The 18,116-nt window shown below is 68.6% G+C and carries 19 protein-coding genes and 1 tRNA gene; 7 read left to right on the top strand and 13 right to left on the bottom strand.

Annotated elements, in window-relative coordinates; translation table 11 throughout:
- Positions 1–165 precede the first annotated feature (165 nt).
- Positions 166–1,833 (top strand): aldehyde ferredoxin oxidoreductase family protein, encoded by a 1,668-nt coding sequence (locus DJ81_RS14580; RefSeq protein WP_094524932.1) that lies wholly within the window; start codon positions 166–168, stop codon positions 1,831–1,833.
- Between the two features lie 82 nt (positions 1,834–1,915).
- Here the strand turns inward: DJ81_RS14580 and DJ81_RS14575 are convergent, their stop codons facing one another.
- The gene (locus DJ81_RS14575; RefSeq protein ID WP_094526003.1) at positions 1,916–3,292 is read right to left on the bottom strand and encodes an aspartate aminotransferase family protein; all 1,377 of its coding nucleotides are present in this window, start codon (positions 3,290–3,292) and stop codon (positions 1,916–1,918) included.
- Between the two features lie 179 nt (positions 3,293–3,471).
- Between DJ81_RS14575 and DJ81_RS14570 the strand changes: the two genes are divergently transcribed.
- The 3 genes from DJ81_RS14570 (at position 3,472) to DJ81_RS14555 (ending at position 5,254) form a co-directional block, all read left to right on the top strand.
- Complete coding sequence (locus tag DJ81_RS14570; RefSeq protein WP_198948055.1) at positions 3,472–3,831, top strand: hypothetical protein; 360 nt, start codon at positions 3,472–3,474, stop codon at positions 3,829–3,831.
- Positions 3,832–4,556: 725 nt separating this feature from the next.
- Positions 4,557–4,916 carry a helix-turn-helix domain-containing protein gene (locus DJ81_RS14560; RefSeq protein WP_094590319.1) on the top strand — a complete coding sequence of 120 codons (360 nt, stop codon included), beginning with the start codon at positions 4,557–4,559 and terminating at the stop codon, positions 4,914–4,916.
- Entirely contained in the window at positions 4,913–5,254 is a 342-nt protein-coding gene (locus tag DJ81_RS14555) for a type II toxin-antitoxin system PemK/MazF family toxin (RefSeq protein ID WP_094590299.1), read from the top strand. Before DJ81_RS14560 ends, DJ81_RS14555 begins: the two co-directional genes overlap by 4 nt.
- Before the next feature lie 185 nt (positions 5,255–5,439).
- Here DJ81_RS14555 and DJ81_RS14550 read toward each other — a convergent pair whose 3' ends face one another.
- From DJ81_RS14550 to sfnG, 3 genes are all read right to left on the bottom strand, one after another.
- Positions 5,440–5,880, bottom strand: coding sequence for a DUF6653 family protein (locus DJ81_RS14550; RefSeq protein ID WP_094590297.1), 441 nt, complete (start codon positions 5,878–5,880; stop codon positions 5,440–5,442).
- 131 nt (positions 5,881–6,011) lie between these two features.
- Positions 6,012–6,608: an NADPH-dependent FMN reductase gene (locus DJ81_RS14545; RefSeq protein ID WP_094526929.1), complete on the bottom strand. Its 597-nt coding sequence runs from the start codon at positions 6,606–6,608 to the stop codon at positions 6,012–6,014.
- Positions 6,608–7,756 carry a dimethylsulfone monooxygenase SfnG gene (sfnG, locus tag DJ81_RS14540; protein WP_094590295.1) on the bottom strand — a complete coding sequence of 383 codons (1,149 nt, stop codon included), beginning with the start codon at positions 7,754–7,756 and terminating at the stop codon, positions 6,608–6,610. The genes DJ81_RS14545 and sfnG overlap by 1 nt, the downstream gene beginning before the upstream one ends.
- Positions 7,757–8,002: 246 nt before the next feature.
- Between sfnG and DJ81_RS14535 the strand changes: the two genes are divergently transcribed.
- Positions 8,003–8,905 (top strand): hypothetical protein, encoded by a 903-nt coding sequence (locus tag DJ81_RS14535; RefSeq protein ID WP_094590293.1) that lies wholly within the window; start codon positions 8,003–8,005, stop codon positions 8,903–8,905.
- A 511-nt stretch (positions 8,906–9,416) separates the two neighbouring features.
- On the opposite strand, the gene DJ81_RS14530 is transcribed toward DJ81_RS14535, so the two are convergent.
- From DJ81_RS14530 to nth, 3 genes are all read right to left on the bottom strand, one after another.
- Positions 9,417–9,501 (bottom strand) — tRNA-Leu (locus DJ81_RS14530).
- 68 nt (positions 9,502–9,569) lie between these two features.
- A complete protein-coding gene (locus DJ81_RS14525; protein WP_094590291.1) occupies positions 9,570–10,142 on the bottom strand; it encodes a phosphatase PAP2 family protein in 573 nt (190 codons plus the stop codon).
- A 61-nt stretch (positions 10,143–10,203) separates the two neighbouring features.
- The gene (nth, locus tag DJ81_RS14520) at positions 10,204–10,905 is read right to left on the bottom strand and encodes an endonuclease III (RefSeq protein WP_094590289.1); all 702 of its coding nucleotides are present in this window, start codon (positions 10,903–10,905) and stop codon (positions 10,204–10,206) included.
- A gap of 137 nt (positions 10,906–11,042) precedes the next feature.
- Here nth and DJ81_RS14515 point away from each other — a divergent pair, with 137 nt between their 5' ends.
- Positions 11,043–11,351 carry a cyclin gene (locus DJ81_RS14515; protein WP_094523885.1) on the top strand — a complete coding sequence of 103 codons (309 nt, stop codon included), beginning with the start codon at positions 11,043–11,045 and terminating at the stop codon, positions 11,349–11,351.
- A 49-nt stretch (positions 11,352–11,400) separates the two neighbouring features.
- Here the strand turns inward: DJ81_RS14515 and DJ81_RS14510 are convergent, their stop codons facing one another.
- The 6 genes from DJ81_RS14510 to lonB all read right to left on the bottom strand — a co-directional run bounded on the left by DJ81_RS14510 (position 11,401) and on the right by lonB (position 17,377).
- Entirely contained in the window at positions 11,401–12,039 is a 639-nt protein-coding gene (locus DJ81_RS14510; protein ID WP_094526934.1) for a fibrillarin-like rRNA/tRNA 2'-O-methyltransferase, read from the bottom strand.
- Complete coding sequence (locus tag DJ81_RS14505; protein WP_094526935.1) at positions 12,036–12,941, bottom strand: NOP5/NOP56 family protein; 906 nt, start codon at positions 12,939–12,941, stop codon at positions 12,036–12,038. Before DJ81_RS14505 ends, DJ81_RS14510 begins: the two co-directional genes overlap by 4 nt.
- 78 nt (positions 12,942–13,019) lie before the next feature.
- On the bottom strand, positions 13,020–13,262 hold the full coding sequence (locus DJ81_RS14500) for a hypothetical protein (protein ID WP_094523882.1): 243 nt from the start codon (positions 13,260–13,262) through the stop codon (positions 13,020–13,022).
- Positions 13,263–13,337: 75 nt separating this feature from the next.
- Positions 13,338–14,120: a CBS domain-containing protein gene (locus tag DJ81_RS14495; RefSeq protein ID WP_094523881.1), complete on the bottom strand. Its 783-nt coding sequence runs from the start codon at positions 14,118–14,120 to the stop codon at positions 13,338–13,340.
- 61 nt (positions 14,121–14,181) lie between these two features.
- The gene (locus DJ81_RS14490; RefSeq protein ID WP_094590287.1) at positions 14,182–15,072 is read right to left on the bottom strand and encodes a CPBP family intramembrane glutamic endopeptidase; all 891 of its coding nucleotides are present in this window, start codon (positions 15,070–15,072) and stop codon (positions 14,182–14,184) included.
- A gap of 22 nt (positions 15,073–15,094) precedes the next feature.
- On the bottom strand, positions 15,095–17,377 hold the full coding sequence (gene lonB, locus DJ81_RS14485; RefSeq protein ID WP_094526937.1) for an ATP-dependent protease LonB: 2,283 nt from the start codon (positions 17,375–17,377) through the stop codon (positions 15,095–15,097).
- A 170-nt stretch (positions 17,378–17,547) separates the two neighbouring features.
- On the opposite strand from lonB, the gene DJ81_RS14480 reads away from it, so the two are divergent.
- Entirely contained in the window at positions 17,548–18,078 is a 531-nt protein-coding gene (locus tag DJ81_RS14480; RefSeq protein WP_094523878.1) for a nicotinamide-nucleotide adenylyltransferase, read from the top strand.
- The last annotated feature ends 38 nt before the right edge of the window (positions 18,079–18,116 follow it).

Below are 18,116 nucleotides of genomic sequence, written 5' to 3'. Positions count from 1 at the left end.
AAAACAGATACTGTGTACGCATCTCCCGCGAATCCCGCGAATTCGCCCCGAAGCGTCGCTGAGACGCCGCGCGAGCTGTCTCGTGAGCGCGGTCGAGAGGGCGTGAAACCCTCAATTCGGGCGGTTTGGGTCGGTTTTTTGTACCGCGTCTACTGATAGTCGCACATGCTACACAGTACCGGGCCGCTGCTGTCGATCGACGTCGGCGAGCGGACGACGTCCGAGACGGACATCACGGGGGTTCAGGAGCGATACATCGGCGGACGGGGCGTGGCGACGCGGCTCGCGCACGAGCGGATCCCGTTCGACGCGGATCCGCTGGGCGACGAGAACCGCGCCGTGTTCACCACCGGGCCGATGCAGGCCTCCCAGATGAGCTTCACGGGGCGGACGAACTGCACCGCCCTCTCGCCGCTGACGGACGGGCTGCTGTCGTCGAACGCCGGCGGCTTCGTGTCGCGCCACCTCGCGGCGACGGGGTACGGGGCGATCGAGCTGGCGGGCGCGAGCGACGAGCTCGTCGTCGTCCACGTGCGCGACGACGGCGTCGAGTTCGAAACCGTGCCGGAGCTCGCCGGGGCGACCATCTCGGAGACGGCCGACTACCTCGACGACGAACACGACATCTCCAGCGACCGGACGGCGGCCGTCGGGCCCGCGGGCGAGAACGAGGTCCGGTTCGCGTCGATCATGACGACCGAGGAGCGCGCGTTCGGCCGCGGCGGGCTGGGCGCGGTCCTCGGCTCGAAGAACGTCAAGGCCGTCACGTTCGGCGGCGACTCGGCGCCCGAGCTCTCGATCGACGCGACCGCCAACGACGTCCACCGCGAGGCCGCCACCGAGGACCACATCATGAAAGAGCAGGGGACGGTGGCCGTGATGGACCTCGCCAACGAGATGGACGGGCTGCCGTCGTACTACTTCTCCGAGCGCTCCTTCGAGGGCGTCGAGGGAATCAACGGCGCCGCCGTCGCCGACAAGAAGTACAAGAAGGGGACGTGTTCGGCGTGCGCGTTCGCCTGCAAGCTCCCGACCCGCGACGAGGCCCGCGGCGTCGAGACGGAGGGGCCCGAGTTCGAGGTGGCGATGGCGTTCGGCTCGAACTCCGGCGTCGACGACATCGTCGACGTGATGGAGTCGAACCGGCTCTGCGACGAGTACGGGCTCGACGCCATCTCCGCGGGCAACACGATCGCCGCGTACCTCGCCGCCGAGGACGAGTTCGGCAACCGCGAGCTCATCTGGGACCTCGTCGAGCAGATCGCTCACCGCGACGGCGTGGGCGACCGGCTCGCGGAGGGGATCGGCCGGATCCACGACGACCTCGGCGTCGGCAACTGGTCGGTGAAGAACATGGACTTCGCGGCCCACGAGGGGCGGCTCCTCCACGGGCAGGCGCTCTCGTACGCGGTCGCGAACCGCGGGGCCGACCACATGTACGCGACGTTCTACTCCGTGGAGTACCCCCTCGTCGAGGAGGGCGAGGCGATGGAGCCCGCGGGGTTCGAGGGGAAGGCGGAGCGGCTCGTCGAGCGCGAGAACCTGATGGCGCTCAACGACAGCGGCGTCGTCTGCAAGTTCTCCCGGGACTTCATGACGCCGGAGCGCTACGAGCTCCTCTTCGACGCCGACTTCGAGGAGCTGCTCGCCGCGGGCGCTCGGACCGTCACCTTAGAGCGCCACTTCAACAATCAGCGAGGGCTCGACGTCGACGACGACCGGCTCCCGTACGAGGAGGAGCTCCCCGGGCTCGACGACGCCATCGAATCGTACTACGAACACCGCGGGTGGGACGAGGACGGGACGGTGCCCGATTCGGCGCTGCCCGCGTGAGGTCGCTTCCCGGCCGCGGGCGACGTTTCTGAGCGCGCGCGATTCCACCGGAACCGGGACGCGATACGTTGCCGGAGCCCGACTACTCCGCGATCGCCAGCTCCGCGGTCGCTTCGATCGCGTCGGCGATGACCTCGGTGCCGACCTCCGCCTGCCGCTGGGTCAGGACCAGCGGCGGCAGCAGCCTGACGACGTTGCCGTACTGGCCCGCCGTCCAGACGAGCACGCCGTGCTCGTAGCAGTACTCCTGGATCGCCTCGACGCGGTCGTCGTCCGGGTCGCCGTTCGCGTCGACGAACTCGGCGCCGACGAACAGCCCCTTGCCGCGGACTTGGCCGAGCCCCGGGTCGCCGTCGCCGGCGTCGCGGAGGCGGTCGCGGATCCACGCGCCGACCTCCGTCGCGTGGTCGAGCAGGTCGTGCGACTCGATGTACTCGATCGCGCGCAGACCGCCGACCATCGCGGGGACGTGGCCTCGGTAGGTGCCCGCGTGATCGCCCGGTCCCCACGTGTCCAGGTCCTCGTGGTACATCGTCCCAGACAGCGGCTGGCCGTTCCCGCCGAGCGCCTTCGCGGTCGTCATCACGTCAGGCGTCACGTCGTAGTGTTCGGACGCCCACCACTCGCCGGTGCGTCCCATCCCGACCTGGATCTCGTCGAACATCAGCGGGAGGTCGTTCTCGTCGGCGATCGCGCGGAGTCCCGAGAGGAACCCGTCCGGCGGGGCGACGACGCCGCCCTCGCCCTGTATCGGCTCGACGAAGATGCCGGCCGGGTCCGTGAGGCCCCCGTACGGCTCCTCGACGATCGCCCTGACCTCTTCGAGCGCGCGGTCGACCGACTCCTCGGGGCTCCGCCCCTCGCGGAAGGGGTACGGGAACGGCGCGTGGACCACGTCGGGCAACAGCGGCGCGTACGGCTTCTTGAACTTCTTGTTCGACGTGATGCTCATCGCGCCGGCCGTCGCCCCGTGGTAGGAGTTCCGGAACGCGAGCAGCCCGTTGCCGCCCGTGTTGTACTTCGCGAGCTTGATCGACGCCTCGACGGCGTCGCTACCGGTGGGACCGCCGAAGACGAACCGGCTGTTGCCGGCGAGACTCCCGGGCGCGATCTCGTCGAGCTTGTCGATGAGATCGAGGCGGGGCTCGGTCGGGAAGTCGACGGTGTGGGTGAGCTTGTCGATCTGCTCGTGGACGCCCTCGTTGACGTACGGGTTCGCGTGGCCGACGTTGTAGACGCCGATGCCGGCGAAGAAGTCGAGGAACACGTTCCCGTCCGCGTCTTTCAGGGTCGCGCCCTTCCCCTCCTCGAACGCGAGGGGGATGTCGTTCGGGTACGCGACCGCGCTGCTGTCGATGGTGTCCTGTCTGTCGAGCAGGCGCCGCGAGTTCGGGCCGGGGACTCGGTCGACGCTCGGTTCCTCCGCGAAGTGTAACTCGTGGATCGGCGGTCCCGCCATGTGCCAACGGATACGACACGCCCACATATGAGTGGTGAAACCAGCAATCAATGACGGTGTACACGGAATCTGTTTTCGTTCCGATCTTCGCCCACTCGGCGGCGGTGATATCCCGAGACCGACCCCGCCGACTGTGGTCGCGACGGAAGAATTATTGAACGCGAACCCAACGCAATCGTGTGCAACACCGACCGTCGCGGTTCCTCTTGGCGTCGACGGCCATCTGCGCTGTCACGTGTGCCGGCGTCGCGGTGCTCCCGCTCGCGGTCGATAGCTCCCGTGCGTTCACGGGGAGCATCGGTTCGAGCGGGCTCCTCGGACTGGTGTTCGCGGCGCGGAACCTCCAGCTGCTCCGGGCGACGGGGGAGCCGAGCCTCCCGCCCGCGGTCCTGACGACGGCGTTCGGCGGCTGGTTCATGCTGGCCCCGCTGCTGTACCCCGACGTCGGCTTCCTCCCGACCGCAGGCACGCAGCTGGCGGGAACGGTGATGGCGACGTTCGGCCTGTACGTGGTGGTTGCCGGCCTCAGCGAGGAGTGAGTGTTCGCGGCCCCCGCGTCTCACGCTCCGAGCGGGACCTTTCGGTATCCCGGAATCCCGAAGAATTCTCAGTGCAACGGCTCCTACGACACGTAGCAGTTGATCGGGTCTGAGTCGATTCCGGTTTGGGCAGGAGACGCACCACTAATGCAGAGTCTTTCCCCCACATCGTGTCAGAAACGACGTGCGAGATACAGAGGGTGTAGTCAGCACGGCGACTGAGTTATTTCTCTGTTTGGAGCTTGGACCAACCGTTAGAACGTGCCTGCGAACTGATCAGTCGTTTACGATTTCAAAAAAGTTATCACAAACACCACTCGAACTGGTTTTGATGCCCTCCAAAACAGATGAACTACTTGAATCGATTCGCTATCTACTCTTCATAATTGTATTTTTGCTCGGGCTTGGAGTTGCGGCACTCGGTGATATCGCTGTTGCGGTACGTGGTTACACGACAGGGATATCGACTGCTGCTCGCTCAATTGGGGGCGTAGTCGTACTTACAGGACTTGTGCTTCTCTTTAATACGGTGCTTCGACCGAACGGGAACCCAGACTCAGCGAACTAAGTTTATCAAGTAATTTGTGATTTCCCTGTACTGAGCAAATCGGAGGAGCGAAGAACGGATATGCCAACTGTTCTATGACACCCTGAGTATATGCGCTAGCCAGACTGATCAAAAATACGCCGATACAACTAATACATTTGACGACATGAGGATACATATGCCCATCGACATCGAGACGTTTGAATCCTCCCCTGAAGACCGACTCCAGCAGAGCGGAGAGACCAACGCCGACCGCGTGATGCGGTTCCTCGCCACTCATCCCGATCAGGCGTTCACCCAGAGCGAGATTCGGGAAGCAACTGGCGTGAAGGCCGGCAGCATCAGCGTCGTCCTTTCGCGTCTCGAAGACCGTGGACTTGTCCGCCACAAAGGCAACTACTGGGCACTCGGCGAGGCCGACGATGTGGCCGCCTACACGAGTATGGTTGAGAGCACGCGCGCCTCGAATGACCGCTTCGGTGAGGAGAACATGGAGGAGTGGCTGGAGCACGCCGTCGACGACGAGGAGACTGACTGAGCTATCAGCGCGGCGATGTCGTCTGGGGGCCGAATCCGTTCAAGTCGGGTGAGAACCCGCGGCCGTGGCTGATTTTGAACAACGAGACTCATCCGTTCGGCGACGAGGAGTACATGACGGTCACGCTGACAACGACGCCCCACGACGAGGGCATCCCGCTTGACGACGGCGACTGGGTCAACGGCGGGATGCCCCGCCAGAGTTACGCCTCACCGTGGACAGTAGCGTCGCCGAAGCATGCGGCGATTGTTCAGCGGCAGGGTCGACTTAGCGAGTCGTTCGCCCAGACCGTCGTCGACGCACTCGAAACCTATCTCGAACCACCGACCGAGGAATGACCGATACGCGCTGTGTATCTCGCACGACTGTCGGGACATCTCTTCGAACTAGTAGAATCCGTAACAATCAGTTAGTACGTCTCAGCGCCCGGGCGTTTCAAACGAGAATACGTCTGAGGAAGACGATTTTAACAGAGCCAGCGCAACGAGTCGCTCGGCGACAACGCCAACGCGCGTTCGCGACGCTACTCGTCTCGGCGGTCGTACCGCCTCACCAACACGCGGAGCCACCAGAGCTTCAGGGCGACGCTGGCGACGGCGCCGAGCGTCGCGCCCCTCGCCGACCGGCGCCACGCGGCGGACAGTGCGTAAACGAAGCCGAGCGCTCCGGCGGCGTTACAGACGTTCGGATAGCCGAGCCCGACCGTCCGGTTCCCCGCCTCGCCGATCCACCACCGCTCGGCGAGCACCGCTCGGGTCATCCAGGCGTCGTCGGTCTCGGGCGGCGAGAACAGGAGCGGGTTGATCGTCGTCCACGCGAGCGCGGCACAGAGCAGTCGCCAGTCGCGGCGGTAGACGGCGTACACGATGACCGGACCCAGCGGGACGCGCGTCCAGCCGCTCTTGGGGTTCGAGTGCCGCCGCCAGAACCGGTCTCCGAGCGTCCCGGACGTGTCGGTGGTCATACGCGGCGGTCGTGCCGGCGGCGACATAACTCTGACTGGCACCGAGCACCGCGCCGTAGGAATCCGACGAGCGCCGCGGCCGTCGTCTCGGTGATCTCGCGGACCCTGGTGACGCCGAGGGCCCGGGGACGCTACACCGCCGGTCCGAGCGACCCGAGTGCGTCGCCATCGTCGATCGCCGCCGCCAGCTCGACGGTGGCCTCGCCGAGGGTCGCGAGCCGGTCGCCAACCCCCTCGTCGACGAGCTCTCCGTCCGCGAAGTCGTCGCCGCTCGCGTACGTCGCGCCCCCGACCGTGTGGGCGCCGAAGAACGCGAACGCCGGGCGGAGCTCCTGGTCGACCGCGAGGAAGTGGTGGTCGGTCGCGCCCGTCGCGACGAGCCCGACCGCGGCGTTCTCGAAGGGCGCGACGTCGCCCTGCCACTCCCCGCGGGGCACCATGTCGAAGAGGTTCTTCAGCGCGCCCGAGTACGACCCGCGGTAGACGGGCGTGCCGACGACGTACGCGTCGGCCTCGACGATCAGTTCGAGCGCGTCGGCGGTGTCCCCCTCGTGGTTGTCGATCCCGCGCCCGTCGGCGGTCGCGAGGTCGTAGTCGGCGAGGTGAAGGACAGCGGTGTCGACGTCATGCGTGTCAGCCGCCGCGTCCAGCGCGACCTCGACCGCGGTCCGAGTCCGGGAGTCGGCGGAGACGCTGCCGACGATCCCGAGGAGCGTTCGCTCGGCCATCACTTCGCCACCTTCGCGCCGCCGACGTCCTCGATCTCGTCGACCGCCTCGATCTCGTCCGGATCGAGCGGGTCGGCCGCCTCGATCGCCGGGATGATCGTCTCGCCGAAGCGTTCGAGCTCCGGCTCGAAGTCGAGGAAGCCCGTGAGGACGATGTCGACGCCGATCGCGTCGAGCTTCCGGACGCGCTCGATTATCTGCTCCTCGGTGCCGATGAGCCCGGTCTTGAACCCGTCGTTGTACTGGACGAGGTCCTCGAACTCGGAGTCCGACCACATCCCGTCGCCCTCGGCCGACGACTGCCCGGCCTGTTTCACCTGCTGTTTGAACGCGTCGACCGCCTCGTCGGTGGCGTTCTCGATGATCCCCTCGAGGACCGCCTTGGCCTCGGACTCGGTGTCCCGCTGGATGACGAACGCGTTCGCGGCGAACCGCGGCGGCTCCGTGCCGAACTCCGCGGCGTACTCCTCGACGTCCTCGATGACGGCGCGGATCTCTTGGAGGCTTCCCCCGTTGATGAACAGCACGTCGGCGTGCTTCGCGGCCATCTCCCGGGCCGCCTGCGAGTTCCCGCCCTGGAACACCTGCGGGTACGGGTCTTGGACCGGCTTTGGTTCCATCGGCGCGCCCTCGAAGCCGTCGATGTCCTTTCCGATCGTGTAGAATCGGCCGTCGTAGGTCGCCCGGTCTTCGGTCCACAGCGCCTGCAACACCTCGATGAACTCGGTCGAACGGGCGTACCGCTCGTCGTGCGCGAGCCACGGCTGACCGAACCCGGTGAACTCCCCTTTGAACCAGCCGGAGACGACGTTGATCGAGAAGCGGCCGTTACTGATGCGGTCGGCGGTGGCGATGAAGTTCGCCAGCGGGCCGGGCTCCCACAACCCCGGATGCACCGCGCCGATGACGTGTAGCTCGTCGGTCTGCGCCGCGAGCGCGTTGGCGATCGACAGCGCCTCCAGCTGCTTTTCGGCGCCGTAGCTGCCGAAGAAGCGCGCCTGTGCGAGCGCGTAGTCGAAGCCGACGTCCTCCGCCGTGCGGGCGAGGTCGAGATTGTAGTCGTACGTCCAGTCCGTCTCCGTCTCCCAGTCCGACACGACCAGCCCGCCGCTGACGTTCGGGACCCAGTACGCGAATTCAGTGTCCATACTCGTTCATCTGCTCGTATCGGTTTAACGCGGGTCACAACGGCGAACGCTGTCGGCGTTCCGCGATAGCGGTCGCGTTTGTGCAGGGACGCGGTCGGCGGCAAGCGTTGACGGGAGCTCGGTCGGCGGCAAGCGTTGACGGGAGCTCGGTCGCAACCGCGGTCGACCTCCGCACCTGATGCGGAGACCGTCTGTCCCGGCGGTGTCGACGGCACAGCTATACCCTCGCGGGAAGTGTCATTCAGTATGAAGGCATGGAGATGGGTCGCGGTCGCCCTCGTCGGGGTCGTCGTTGTCGGCGTCGCCGCGTACGCGGTGTTCGCCGGGGTCCTGATCGGGTCCGACGTGGCGTCGTACTCCTCCGACGGCGTGACCGTCTCGGGCGTCGCGTACGAGGACGCGCTCGCGCGGGCCGGAGCCGCCGGCTACGCGGTCGAGCGCGTCGAGTCCAGCGGTTTCCACCCCGAGGGCATCGACGAGCTCGACGCCGAGCTCGGCCCGGAGTACGAGGCGTTCAGAGTCACGTTCGACCACTCGGAGACGAAGCGGTTGTGGGCGACGTTCTACGCCGACGAGGGGACGACCGTCGTGACGCTCTTCGCGGACGACGCGCGCGGCGGCTTCACCGTCGACGACCTCCCGCCCGACGAGTGGCTCGTCGACCGCCTCACGCTCCTGTTCGAGATGGACGAGCCCACCGCGGAGGCGTACGTCGAGGAGATCAAAACCGAGATCAGGACGACCGATCCCGCCGAACCGGGCGCCGGCACCCCGAGCGTCGAGGTCGGCGAGCCGGTGGCGTTCGAAGCCACGTACGACGCGCTGACGGCGAGCGCGGCGACCGTCAACGCGACCTCGTCGCCCGGCGACGGCTGGCACGAGCGCGAGTACTACGCTGGCGACGGGCGGCTCGGGAGCGTCGAGTTCGTGCTCTCCCGGGCGACCGTGACGCACGAAGCGGACGGGTACACCTACCGCGTGCACCTCGACTACCACGGCGGCGTCGAGGTCGACGCGCAGACGCGCGCGTCGCGGTCGTTCGAGGAGGCGACCGTTCGCGCCGTCTTCCGTACCATGTTCGAGGAGATGGGGATCCCGCCGGACACGATCGACCACATGTCTCTCGAGTACCGCGGCAGCGTGTGGTGAGCGCGGGCTCCCGGCGTCGGTCGCGGGGTTCCGTCGCCTCTCGAACAGTCGCCCTCAAGTGGTGACCTCGGCCGGAGCAAAGCGGTCGTTCGTTCCGTTGTCGCTCCGTTCGGCCTGGTTCCCGTCCCCGACACACCTCATAGCGATGCTTCTCCTCGCGAACTGCTCGGAGAAGCATGCGCGGGACCGGATTCGAACCGGAGCAAGACGGTCGCTCACTTCGTTCGCGCTGCGTCTTGCAGGGTTCGAATCGTCGTCGTGATGCTTCTCCTCGCGAACTGCTCGGAGAAGCATGCGCGGGACCGGATTCGAACCGGAACCAGACGTGCTCGCTTCGCTGCGCGCGTCTGGGAGGATTCGAACCGCTCCTGCTCCCTCGTCGCTTCGCTCCTCAGTGCGCGGGACCGGATTCGAACCGGAGCAAGACGGTCGCTCACTTCGCTCGCGCTGCGTCTTGCAGGGTTCGAATCCTCGTCGTGATGCTTCTCCTCGCGAACTGCTCGGAGAAGCATGCGCGGGACCGGATTCGAACCGGCGGACCCCTACGGGATAGCGTCCTAAGCGCTACGCCTTTGGCCTGGCTCGGCAACCCGCGCGCGGACTACCGTACCCGAGTCGGTCAAAAATAGTTGTCGCTACGGGGGCGTCGACCGCGCCGGCGCCCTCAGATGTCGGCCTCGAACGGCAGGCGGTCGAGGACCGCTTCCTCGCCGACGCGGTCGAGGACCCACTCCGCGAACAGGACCGCGGCGATCCCCAGTCCGATCCCGAAGAGCGTGTCCGAGAGGTAGTGGGTGCCGAGGTAGATCCGCGAGAACGAGATGAGGGCGGCGAAGCCCGCGGTGGCCGCGAACGGGAGTTCGTCGGAGTTCCACGCGATCCCCGCGTACGCCGTGACGGCGGCGGAGTGCCCGGAGGGGAACGAGCTCGTGGTCCCGCCGCCGCCCTCGGTCACGCAGACCGGATTCGGCGGGAACGGGCGCTCGACGAGCGACATCAACCCCCAGACGACGACGCCGAGCAGTGAGAGCGCGACGACGCTCTTAACGAACTCCTCGCGCCAGCCCGCGAGGTAGAACAGGCCGACGATCACGACGCCGGCCGTGACGGAGCCGAGGCCGGTCATCGACGTCATCATCTCGGTCAGGAACGGCGTGCGGACGGCGGCGACGAACTCGGCCGCGAGGCGGTCGACCCACCTGACCGCGCTCAGGACCGCACCGATCTGCGCGTGCATGCTTGCCCGGCCCTATCGGCCGGACGACCATAGGCGCTCGTTCTTCTGCGGGGGCTCGCAGTCACGCGCAGAACTCGCAGTCGCAGTAGGCCGCGCAGACGGGGTTGTCGCAGTCGGCGCCGCGCGCCGAACAGTGGGTCCGGCCGTGGCGGATCAACAGCACGTGGAGCGGGTAGATCAGCTCGTCGGGCACGAGCTCGTCGAGGGCGTCGTGGGCCGCCTGGTTCGAGGCCGACTCCGAGACGAGCCCGAAGCGCTTCGAGACGCGCTCGACGTGTGTGTCGACCGCCATCGTCGGCTTGCCGAAGTGGAAGTTCAGGACGACGCTCGCGGTCTTCGGACCGACCCCCTTGATCGCCGTGAGCCAGTCCTTCGCGTCGTCGGTCGGCATCGCGTCGAGGAACGCCAGCGAGTAGGCGCCGCCGGTCTCCTCGCGGACCGCGGCGAGCGCGCGCTGTATCCGGGCGGCCTTCTGGTCGGCGAGCCCGGCGACGCGGATCGTCTCCGCCAGCTCGCCGTGGTCGGCCGCCTCGATCGCCGCGAAGTCGTCGTAGCGGTCGAACAGCGCCGCCGCCGCCCGGCTCGTGTTCGCGTCGGCGACGTTCTGCGAGAGGATCGTCGTGACCAGCTGGCGCACGCCCTCGCCGGGCTCGGCGGTCGGGTCGGCGCCGTGCTCGGCCACCCTGTCCACCGGCTCGTACAGCGACACCAAGTCGTCGTGCAGATCGCGCACCCGCGTCTCGTCCCACGCTTGCGTGGACATACCAGACGTACGGGCGGCGTCGACTTCAGGGCGACGGACGGGGACCGACGAACGCCTCCACCGACGCCGCCCGAGCGCCCCGTCAGCCGGCGTCTCCCCGCGCGGCCTTTTTATGTCGCACCCCCCAACGTAAGGATATGTATCGAGCGAGCGATCGCGTCGACAACGCGGCGTGGATCGACCGGATCGACGACGCGTGCGCGACGCTCGACCTCGACGACGAGGCGCTCTCGACGGCGACCGACCTCTTCTTATCGCGGGCCCCCGACGACGACCGCGGGAAGCGCGTCGCCGCCGCCGCCAGCCTCTACGCCGCCGCGCTGATCCGCGGGCAGGAGCGGTCGCAGTCCGCCGTCGCCGACGCGATGGACGTCTCTCGGCTCTCCGTGCAGAAGCGGTGGAAGCCGATCCTAGAGGACGCCGGCTTCTCGCCGCCGACTTGGTAGCCGCGTCCGCATCGGCGCGGTCCTGTTACTGCGGCGTCGGCACGGCCCGTTACCGCGGCGTCGCCACGACGCCGAGGTGGTCCTCGTGGTACCGGTCGAGCCGCCGCGTCTCCAGGATCTCGTAGGTCTCTCCGAGTTCGTCGAGCGCGGCCTCGAACACGTCGGTCGGCGCCGCGGTGGCGTCCTCGCTCCGCGCCTTCACCGCGAGCAGGAGCCGACCGTCGTCGTCGAGGAACCGCGCGTTCCGCGCCGCCACGGCCGCTTGCCCGCGGGTCGCCACGTCTTGGACGATCGCGTCGACGTCGGCCTCGACGACGTGCGCGTACGTCTCCGGCTTCCGGGCGTCCTTCAACAGCGGGAACAGCCGGTCGCGCGGCTCCGCGGCGTCGAGGAGGTCGCGGGCGGGGCGCGGGGCGAACTCGACCGCGTACGTCGGCCCCGCGAAGTCGGCGACGTGGCTGACGGTCGTCCCGCTGGCGGCGCCGAGGTACAGGACGGTTTCCCCGCCGGTCAGCCCGGTGTCGAATCCGAGCTCCAACATCCCGCCGAGCTTCGAGCGCTCCGGGTCCCACGCCCGCCAGCCGTCGGCGGTCGGCTCGCCGTACACGGGCGGGCCGCGCGTCGCGAGCCGCGTCTCGCCGGCGATCTCGCGGCGTTCGACGCCGTCGGGGAGCGAGGGGTCGCTCACGCGTCACCCCCCGCGTCGGCGGCGTCGTCCGCCGCCGCGTCCGGCTCCGCCCGCGCCCGTATCGTCGCCATCCGCTCGCGGAGCTCCGCGTGGAGCGTCTCCCGGCGCTCCCCGGCGTAGTGGTCGACGCGGGCCGCGAGCGTCAGCTTCCCGGCGAGCGCGCGCGCGGCCGACCCGCGGTCCTCGGGCCGGGTGTTGCGGACGTAGTCGTGCGTGTAGATGATCCCGTGTTTCGGGGAGGGGGCGCGCCCGGAGAGGTGCGCGAACAGCGCGTCCTCCGCGCCGAGCACCTGCACCGTGCCGGAGGGCTTCTTCGCGAGCGACTCCAGCCCGCCGGCGAGGGCGATCAGCCGCGCCGCGAGCTCCGGGCCGGCCATCTCGGCGAGGTTCGGCGCGACAACGGGCGCGATCCGGTCGATCGACGCGGCGAGCGCGTCGCGCTCGTCGGCGAGTCCGACGACGCGCTCCGCGAGCGACACGGCCCGGCGCTCCAGCTCGCTCTCGGGCTCGCGGTCCGCCACCGCCCGAGCGCCTTCGATACCCGGCTCCGCGTCGTCAAACAGGCTCCCCGCCCACTCGGCGGCGCGCTCGGCCAGCTCGTTGGCGGTGCGCTCGCAGTCGTCCATCGCCCGCACGGCGTGGATCAGCTGTCGGTCGTCTGCGCGCTCGCGCTCGCGGACGGTCGCGCGGGTCGCCGCCACGGTCGCCCCGTGGAGCCGGTCGTAGTAGTCGTCGGTCGACTCCGCGAACCCGGAGCCGACGGCGAGCGCCGGCCAGTCGCGCGGCTCCTCTGCCTCGCCGTCCGAGATCCGATCGTGGGCGGCCTCGGCCGCGTCGCCCCCGGCCGCCTCGTCCGCGGCGCGGCCCGCGAACCAGCCCGCGTCGGCGTCGGTGTCGGTCATTACCGGCGGCTACTCGTCCCCGGCGTATAGGCGTTCCCGAACGGCCACGGGCGCTCGGCGGCCCGACCCGTCGCCTCGCTATGCGGTCGCCGCGTCGTCGGCCTCGTCGAGCGCTTCGTCCTCGTCGTCCGACCGCAGTGCGGCGAGGAAGCCGCCCGGATCGGACCGGACGTCGGCGACGGTCGCGCCGGCGAACGCGCCGAGCGCGGCGCCGCTGCTCGCGGCCTGTCGACTGATCAGTCCGCCGACCGCGGCGCCGGCGGCCCCGCCGACCGCGGCGAGCGTTGCCCGAGAGAGTGCGCGTCGGATGCGAGATCCCATGGCCGATTCATTTCCGTCTAATTACATAAATCCACCCGTCGTCGACCCCGGTCGCCGACGGTCCGCGTTCCTCGGTCACTGCAGCCGCTTGGTCGTCTCCACGAGGGGGTGTCGCGCGTAGTCGACGATCTCGATGTCGGTGATGTCGTCTAACCCCTCCTTCTCGGCGGTCTTGGCCATCCCGAGGTCGACCGCGCGCTCGGGGACGATCACGTACGCGTCCATCGTCTCGATGCCCGCCTCGTGGGCGGCCATCACCCGGTGGTGGCCGTCGGCGAGGTGGAGCGTGCCGCCGTTGTCGATGACGACCAGCGGCTCCGCGAGCCCGCGCTGCAGCTCGTACTGACGCCCCTCCAGCTCGTCGGCGTACACCCGAGCCTGCGTCGGGATGAGGTCGGTGAGCCGGACCTCGCGGCGCTCCTCCGAGAGCGCGACGCCGTGGATCTGTTCGAGGGTCCGCATCAGCTTCCCGACCTTGCTGGGCGTGGCGCGCTCGATCTGCGAGCGGACCACGTCCGTGTTCGAGATGATCCCAACGAGGTTGTCGGCGTCGTCGACGACGGGGAGCCGCTGGATCCCGGAGCGGAGGATGACCCGGGCGGCGTCGGTCACCTTCATGTCCGGGTGCGCGACGATGAGGTCGTCGGACATCACGGTGAAGACGGGGGCCTCGTCGTCGGCGAGCAGCAGATCGGCGGCCGAGACGAACCCCTCGACGGTCCGCCCCTGCGTGACGGGGAACCCGTTGTGACCGTCGCTCTCGGCCATCCGCCGCGCGACCTCGCCGACCGTCTCGTCGGGGCTGACGGTCTCGACGTCGCGGGTCATGTACTCGCCGACGGTCGGTTTCCCGCTCATCGTCCGTCGTTCGTGCCGGTGGAATAAAAAGGGGGCGGGGCGCTTCCCACCGCGGGACCCGCTACGACCGCTCGTGAACAGCGAACTCGACGGCGTTGACGACGTAGTGGGCGACGACCGGGACGAGCAGGCTCCCCGTGGCGACGAACAGCCCCGCGAGCGCCAGCCCGAGCGCGCCCGCGACGACGATTCCCAACCGCCCCTGCGCCCCGTGGCCGAGGCCGAAGGCGACCGACGAGCCGACCGCGAGGAGCCACGGGTCGACCGCGAAGCCCGCCGCGAGCGCGCCGACCAGCGCGCCGCGGAACAGCGCCTCCTCGAAGACCGCGACGACCGGGAGCGCGACGATGAGCAGCAGGACCCACTCGCCGGCCGTCCCGGGAGCCATCGCTGCGCGGAGCCGGTCCGACGGCGCGAGGCCGACGCGCGAACCCAGTCGGGCGGCCGCCTCGTTGCCGGTGGTGAGAGCGATTCCCGCGGTGACGCCGACCGCGACGAGCGCGGGGGTCCCCAGCGACGCGACTGGCCCGACGCCGAGCGTCGGGTGCGTCCCGCCGACGCCGAACGCCGCCGCCGGCACCGCGGCCCACCACGCGACCGCGGCGAGGACGACGAGCCCGCCCGCCTGCGACGCGGCGGCGTTGAGGAGCAGCAGTCGCGTCGTGAGGACCGGGCGGTCGTCTGGCCGGCGGATCGCGGGGCCGGCCCCGGTGTCGGCGGCTCCCTCGACGCCGGGAGCGTCGGGGTCGCTCTCGGTGTCGGCGGCGTTTCCGTCGGCTTCCCCTCGGGGGTCGCGACCGGCGTCACCGACGTCGCTCGGAGCGTCGCTGACCTCGTCCCGGGAGTCGGCGATCCGGGCCCGCTCCAGCAGTCGCTCCGAGCGACGAGTCAGAAAGAGAATCGACAGCGTCAGGACAGCGGTCGCGAACGCGAACGCCGCCCAGTCCGGCATCTGGTGCGGTGTCGAGGCGGTCTTACTGCGGGCTCGGGCTGGAGGGACCGGAGACGCTCCCCTCCTTCAGGGCCGAGCCGGTGATCGACTTGAGCCGGGAGACCAGCGAGTCCTTCTCGGCCTCGCCCTCCAGCGCGATGTCGAGCACCTCGCTGATGTGCGAGACCGGGATGATCTCGACCATCTCCTTGTACTCGTCTTCGATCATCACGTCCTGCTCGTTCGCCTGCGGGATGATGACCCGGGTGCAGCCGGCCTTCGCGGCCGCCTCGATCTTGTGGGTCACGCCGCCGACGGGGAGCACGTCGCCGCGCACCGACAGCGAGCCGGTCATCGCGAGGCTCTGGTCGACGCCGACGTTCTCTAACGCGGAGATGACGGCGGTCGCGACCGTGATGGACGCGGAGTCGCCGTCGACGCCCTGCTGGCCCGCCTGCACGAACTGGATGTGGATGTCCATCTCCGAGATGTTCTCGTCGGAGAACTTCTTGATGATCGCGGAGACGTTCGACACCGACTCCTGGGCCATCTCCTTCAGCTGGCCCGTGGCGATGACCTCGCCGGGCCCCTGCGAGGGCGCGACCTCGGCCATCACCGGGAGCATGATCCCGGAGTCCTCGCCCATCACGGCGAGCCCGTTGACGCGGCCGACGACGTAGCCGTCGGAGACCTGGAGCTCGTAGTCCTTCCGGCGCTCGATGAAGTCGTCCGCGAGCTGCTGTTCGATGGAGCGCGAGCGCCCCTTCGCCTGCAGCACGTGCTCGCGGGAGGTCATCTCGGCGTCCTCGCCGCGGGCGATGTCGCCGGCGACGCGGACCATCCCGCCGAGGTTCCGCATCTTCAGCGTGAGGTGGCCCTTCCGGCCGGACCGGCGCTTTGCCTCGAGGATGATCTCCTCGACGGCCTCGGCCGTGAACTCCGGCAGGCGGCCGTCCTTCGCGACCTCCTGGGCGATGAACCGGACGTACTTCCGGCGCATCTCCGGGGTGTCCTCGATGGTGTCCTCCATGTACACCTCGTAGCCGTACCCCTTGATACGGCTCCGGAGGGCCGGGTGCATGTTCTCCATCGCGTCGAGGTTCCCGGCCGCGATCATGACGAAGTCGGTCGGGACGGGCTCGGTCTGGACCATCGCGCCCGAGGAGCGCTCGGACTGGCCCGTTATCGAGAACTCGCCCTCCTGGATCGCCGTCATGAGGTGCTGCTGGCTGCGGATGTCGAGCGTGTTGATCTCGTCGATGAACAGCACGCCCTTGTTCGCCTTGTGGATGGCCCCGGCCTCGACGCGGTCGTGACTGGGCGTCTCCATCCCGCCGGACTGGAACGGGTCGTGCCGGACGTCGCCGAGCAGCGCGCCGGCGTGCGCGCCGGTCGCGTCACGGAACGGCGCCGTCTTCGTGTCACCGTTGTTCACCAGCAGGTTCGGGATCATCGCGTCGGAGCCGCGGTTGAGGTAGCGGAAGACGAGGTAGACGACCCCGGCGGCGATGATGCCGACGAGGATCTGGCCGACGATGATGAGCGCGTAGCCCAGCACGACGGCGATGATGATCCACATCAGCAGCGACCGCATCTGGTTGCGCTTGCGCGCCTCCTCGCGGTGCGCGTCGACGATCTGGTCGCCCTTCCCCGCCGGCACGGTCCGGACCTTCGGCTTGTTACCGTCGTCCGGGTTGTGGTAGACGAGGACGTCCTGCAGCTCCTCTTTCGGGAGCAGCTCGGACATCGCCTTCGCGAGCATCGACTTCCCGGTCCCGGGCGAGCCGATCATCATCACGTGCCGGCGCTGCTTGGCCGCCTTGATGATCACGTCGCGGGCGTGCTCCTGCCCGATCACCTGGTCGACGAGGCGGTCGGGGATCTCGAGTTCGGCGGTGGTGTCGATCTTGAGTCCCCCGAGGAGGTCGTCCTCGTCCGGGTCTTCTTCGATCTCGGCACCCTCGACCTCGACTGAGCTCCCGAGCTCGTCGATGTCGCCGTCCTCGCTCTGTTCGGTGACACCCTCGGGGGTGACGCCGGTCTCGTCCCCGTGACCCGGCTCGGCGTCGTCCGGGCGCGGGTCGTCGTCGACGACGATCCCGTCGTCCCAGACCTCGTCCGGCTCCTCGCCGTCCACCGGCTCCTCGCGGTCCGCCGACTCCTCGGCCTCGTCGGCCTCGCCGGGCGCGCGAGCGCCGTCGTCGGGAGCGACGTCGTCGGGGGCGTCCTCGCCGTTCCCCGCCGGATCCGAGGCCTCTGACCCGGTTTCGTCCGGGTTCTCGGGGTCCTCGGTCGGCGGGTCGTTCGCGTCCTTTTCGTTGCTCATAGAATCGGATATCGCTATGAAAAACGAAGGGTCGGCTACTGATATACTTTCTCCCCGCGGGCGATCCGTTGAGACACAGAGAAAACGGTCCATGAGCGGCTATAGGCACCGATATCTCCGTTTGGGGCGTCCCACGGGGTTTATAAATACTGGCCGCCCAACGTGGATCCATGCGCGGGTTCTACATCGGGCGGTATCAGCCGTTTCACGACGGACACCGGCACATGGTCGAGGAGATCGCCGGCGAGGTCGACGAGCTCGTGTTAGGGATCGGTTCCGCCGGCGACTCCCACACCACTCGGAACCCGTTCACGGCCGGCGAGCGCGTGATGATGGTGACGAAGGCCGTCGAGCACCTCGACGTCACCACCTACGTCGTGCCCATCGAGGACCTCGACCGCAACTCCGTGTGGGTGAGCCACGTCCAGAGCATGACCCCGCGGTTCGACGTGGCCTACTCGAACAACCCGCTCGTCGTCCGGCTGTTCGAGGAGGCCGGCGTCGAGGTGCGCGGCTCGCCCATGTTCCGCCGGGACGTGTTGGAAGGGACGGAGCTCCGCGAGCGGATGATACACGGCGCCGACTGGGAGGCGCTGGTCCCGGAGGCCGTCAGTCGCGTGATCGAGGAGATCGACGGCGTCGAGCGCATCCGCCGGATCGCCGAGACCGACACGAACGGCGAGCCCCCGATGGACGCGTAGTCGCCGGTGGACGCGTAGTCGCCGCCTTTTAGGAATCA

The sequence above is a fragment of the Halorubrum sp. Hd13 genome, from assembly GCF_002252755.1.
Lineage (GTDB): Archaea > Halobacteriota > Halobacteria > Halobacteriales > Haloferacaceae > Halorubrum.
Note: the sequence above shows the minus strand (reverse complement) of the source record. Positions and strands in the feature narration are given on the sequence as shown.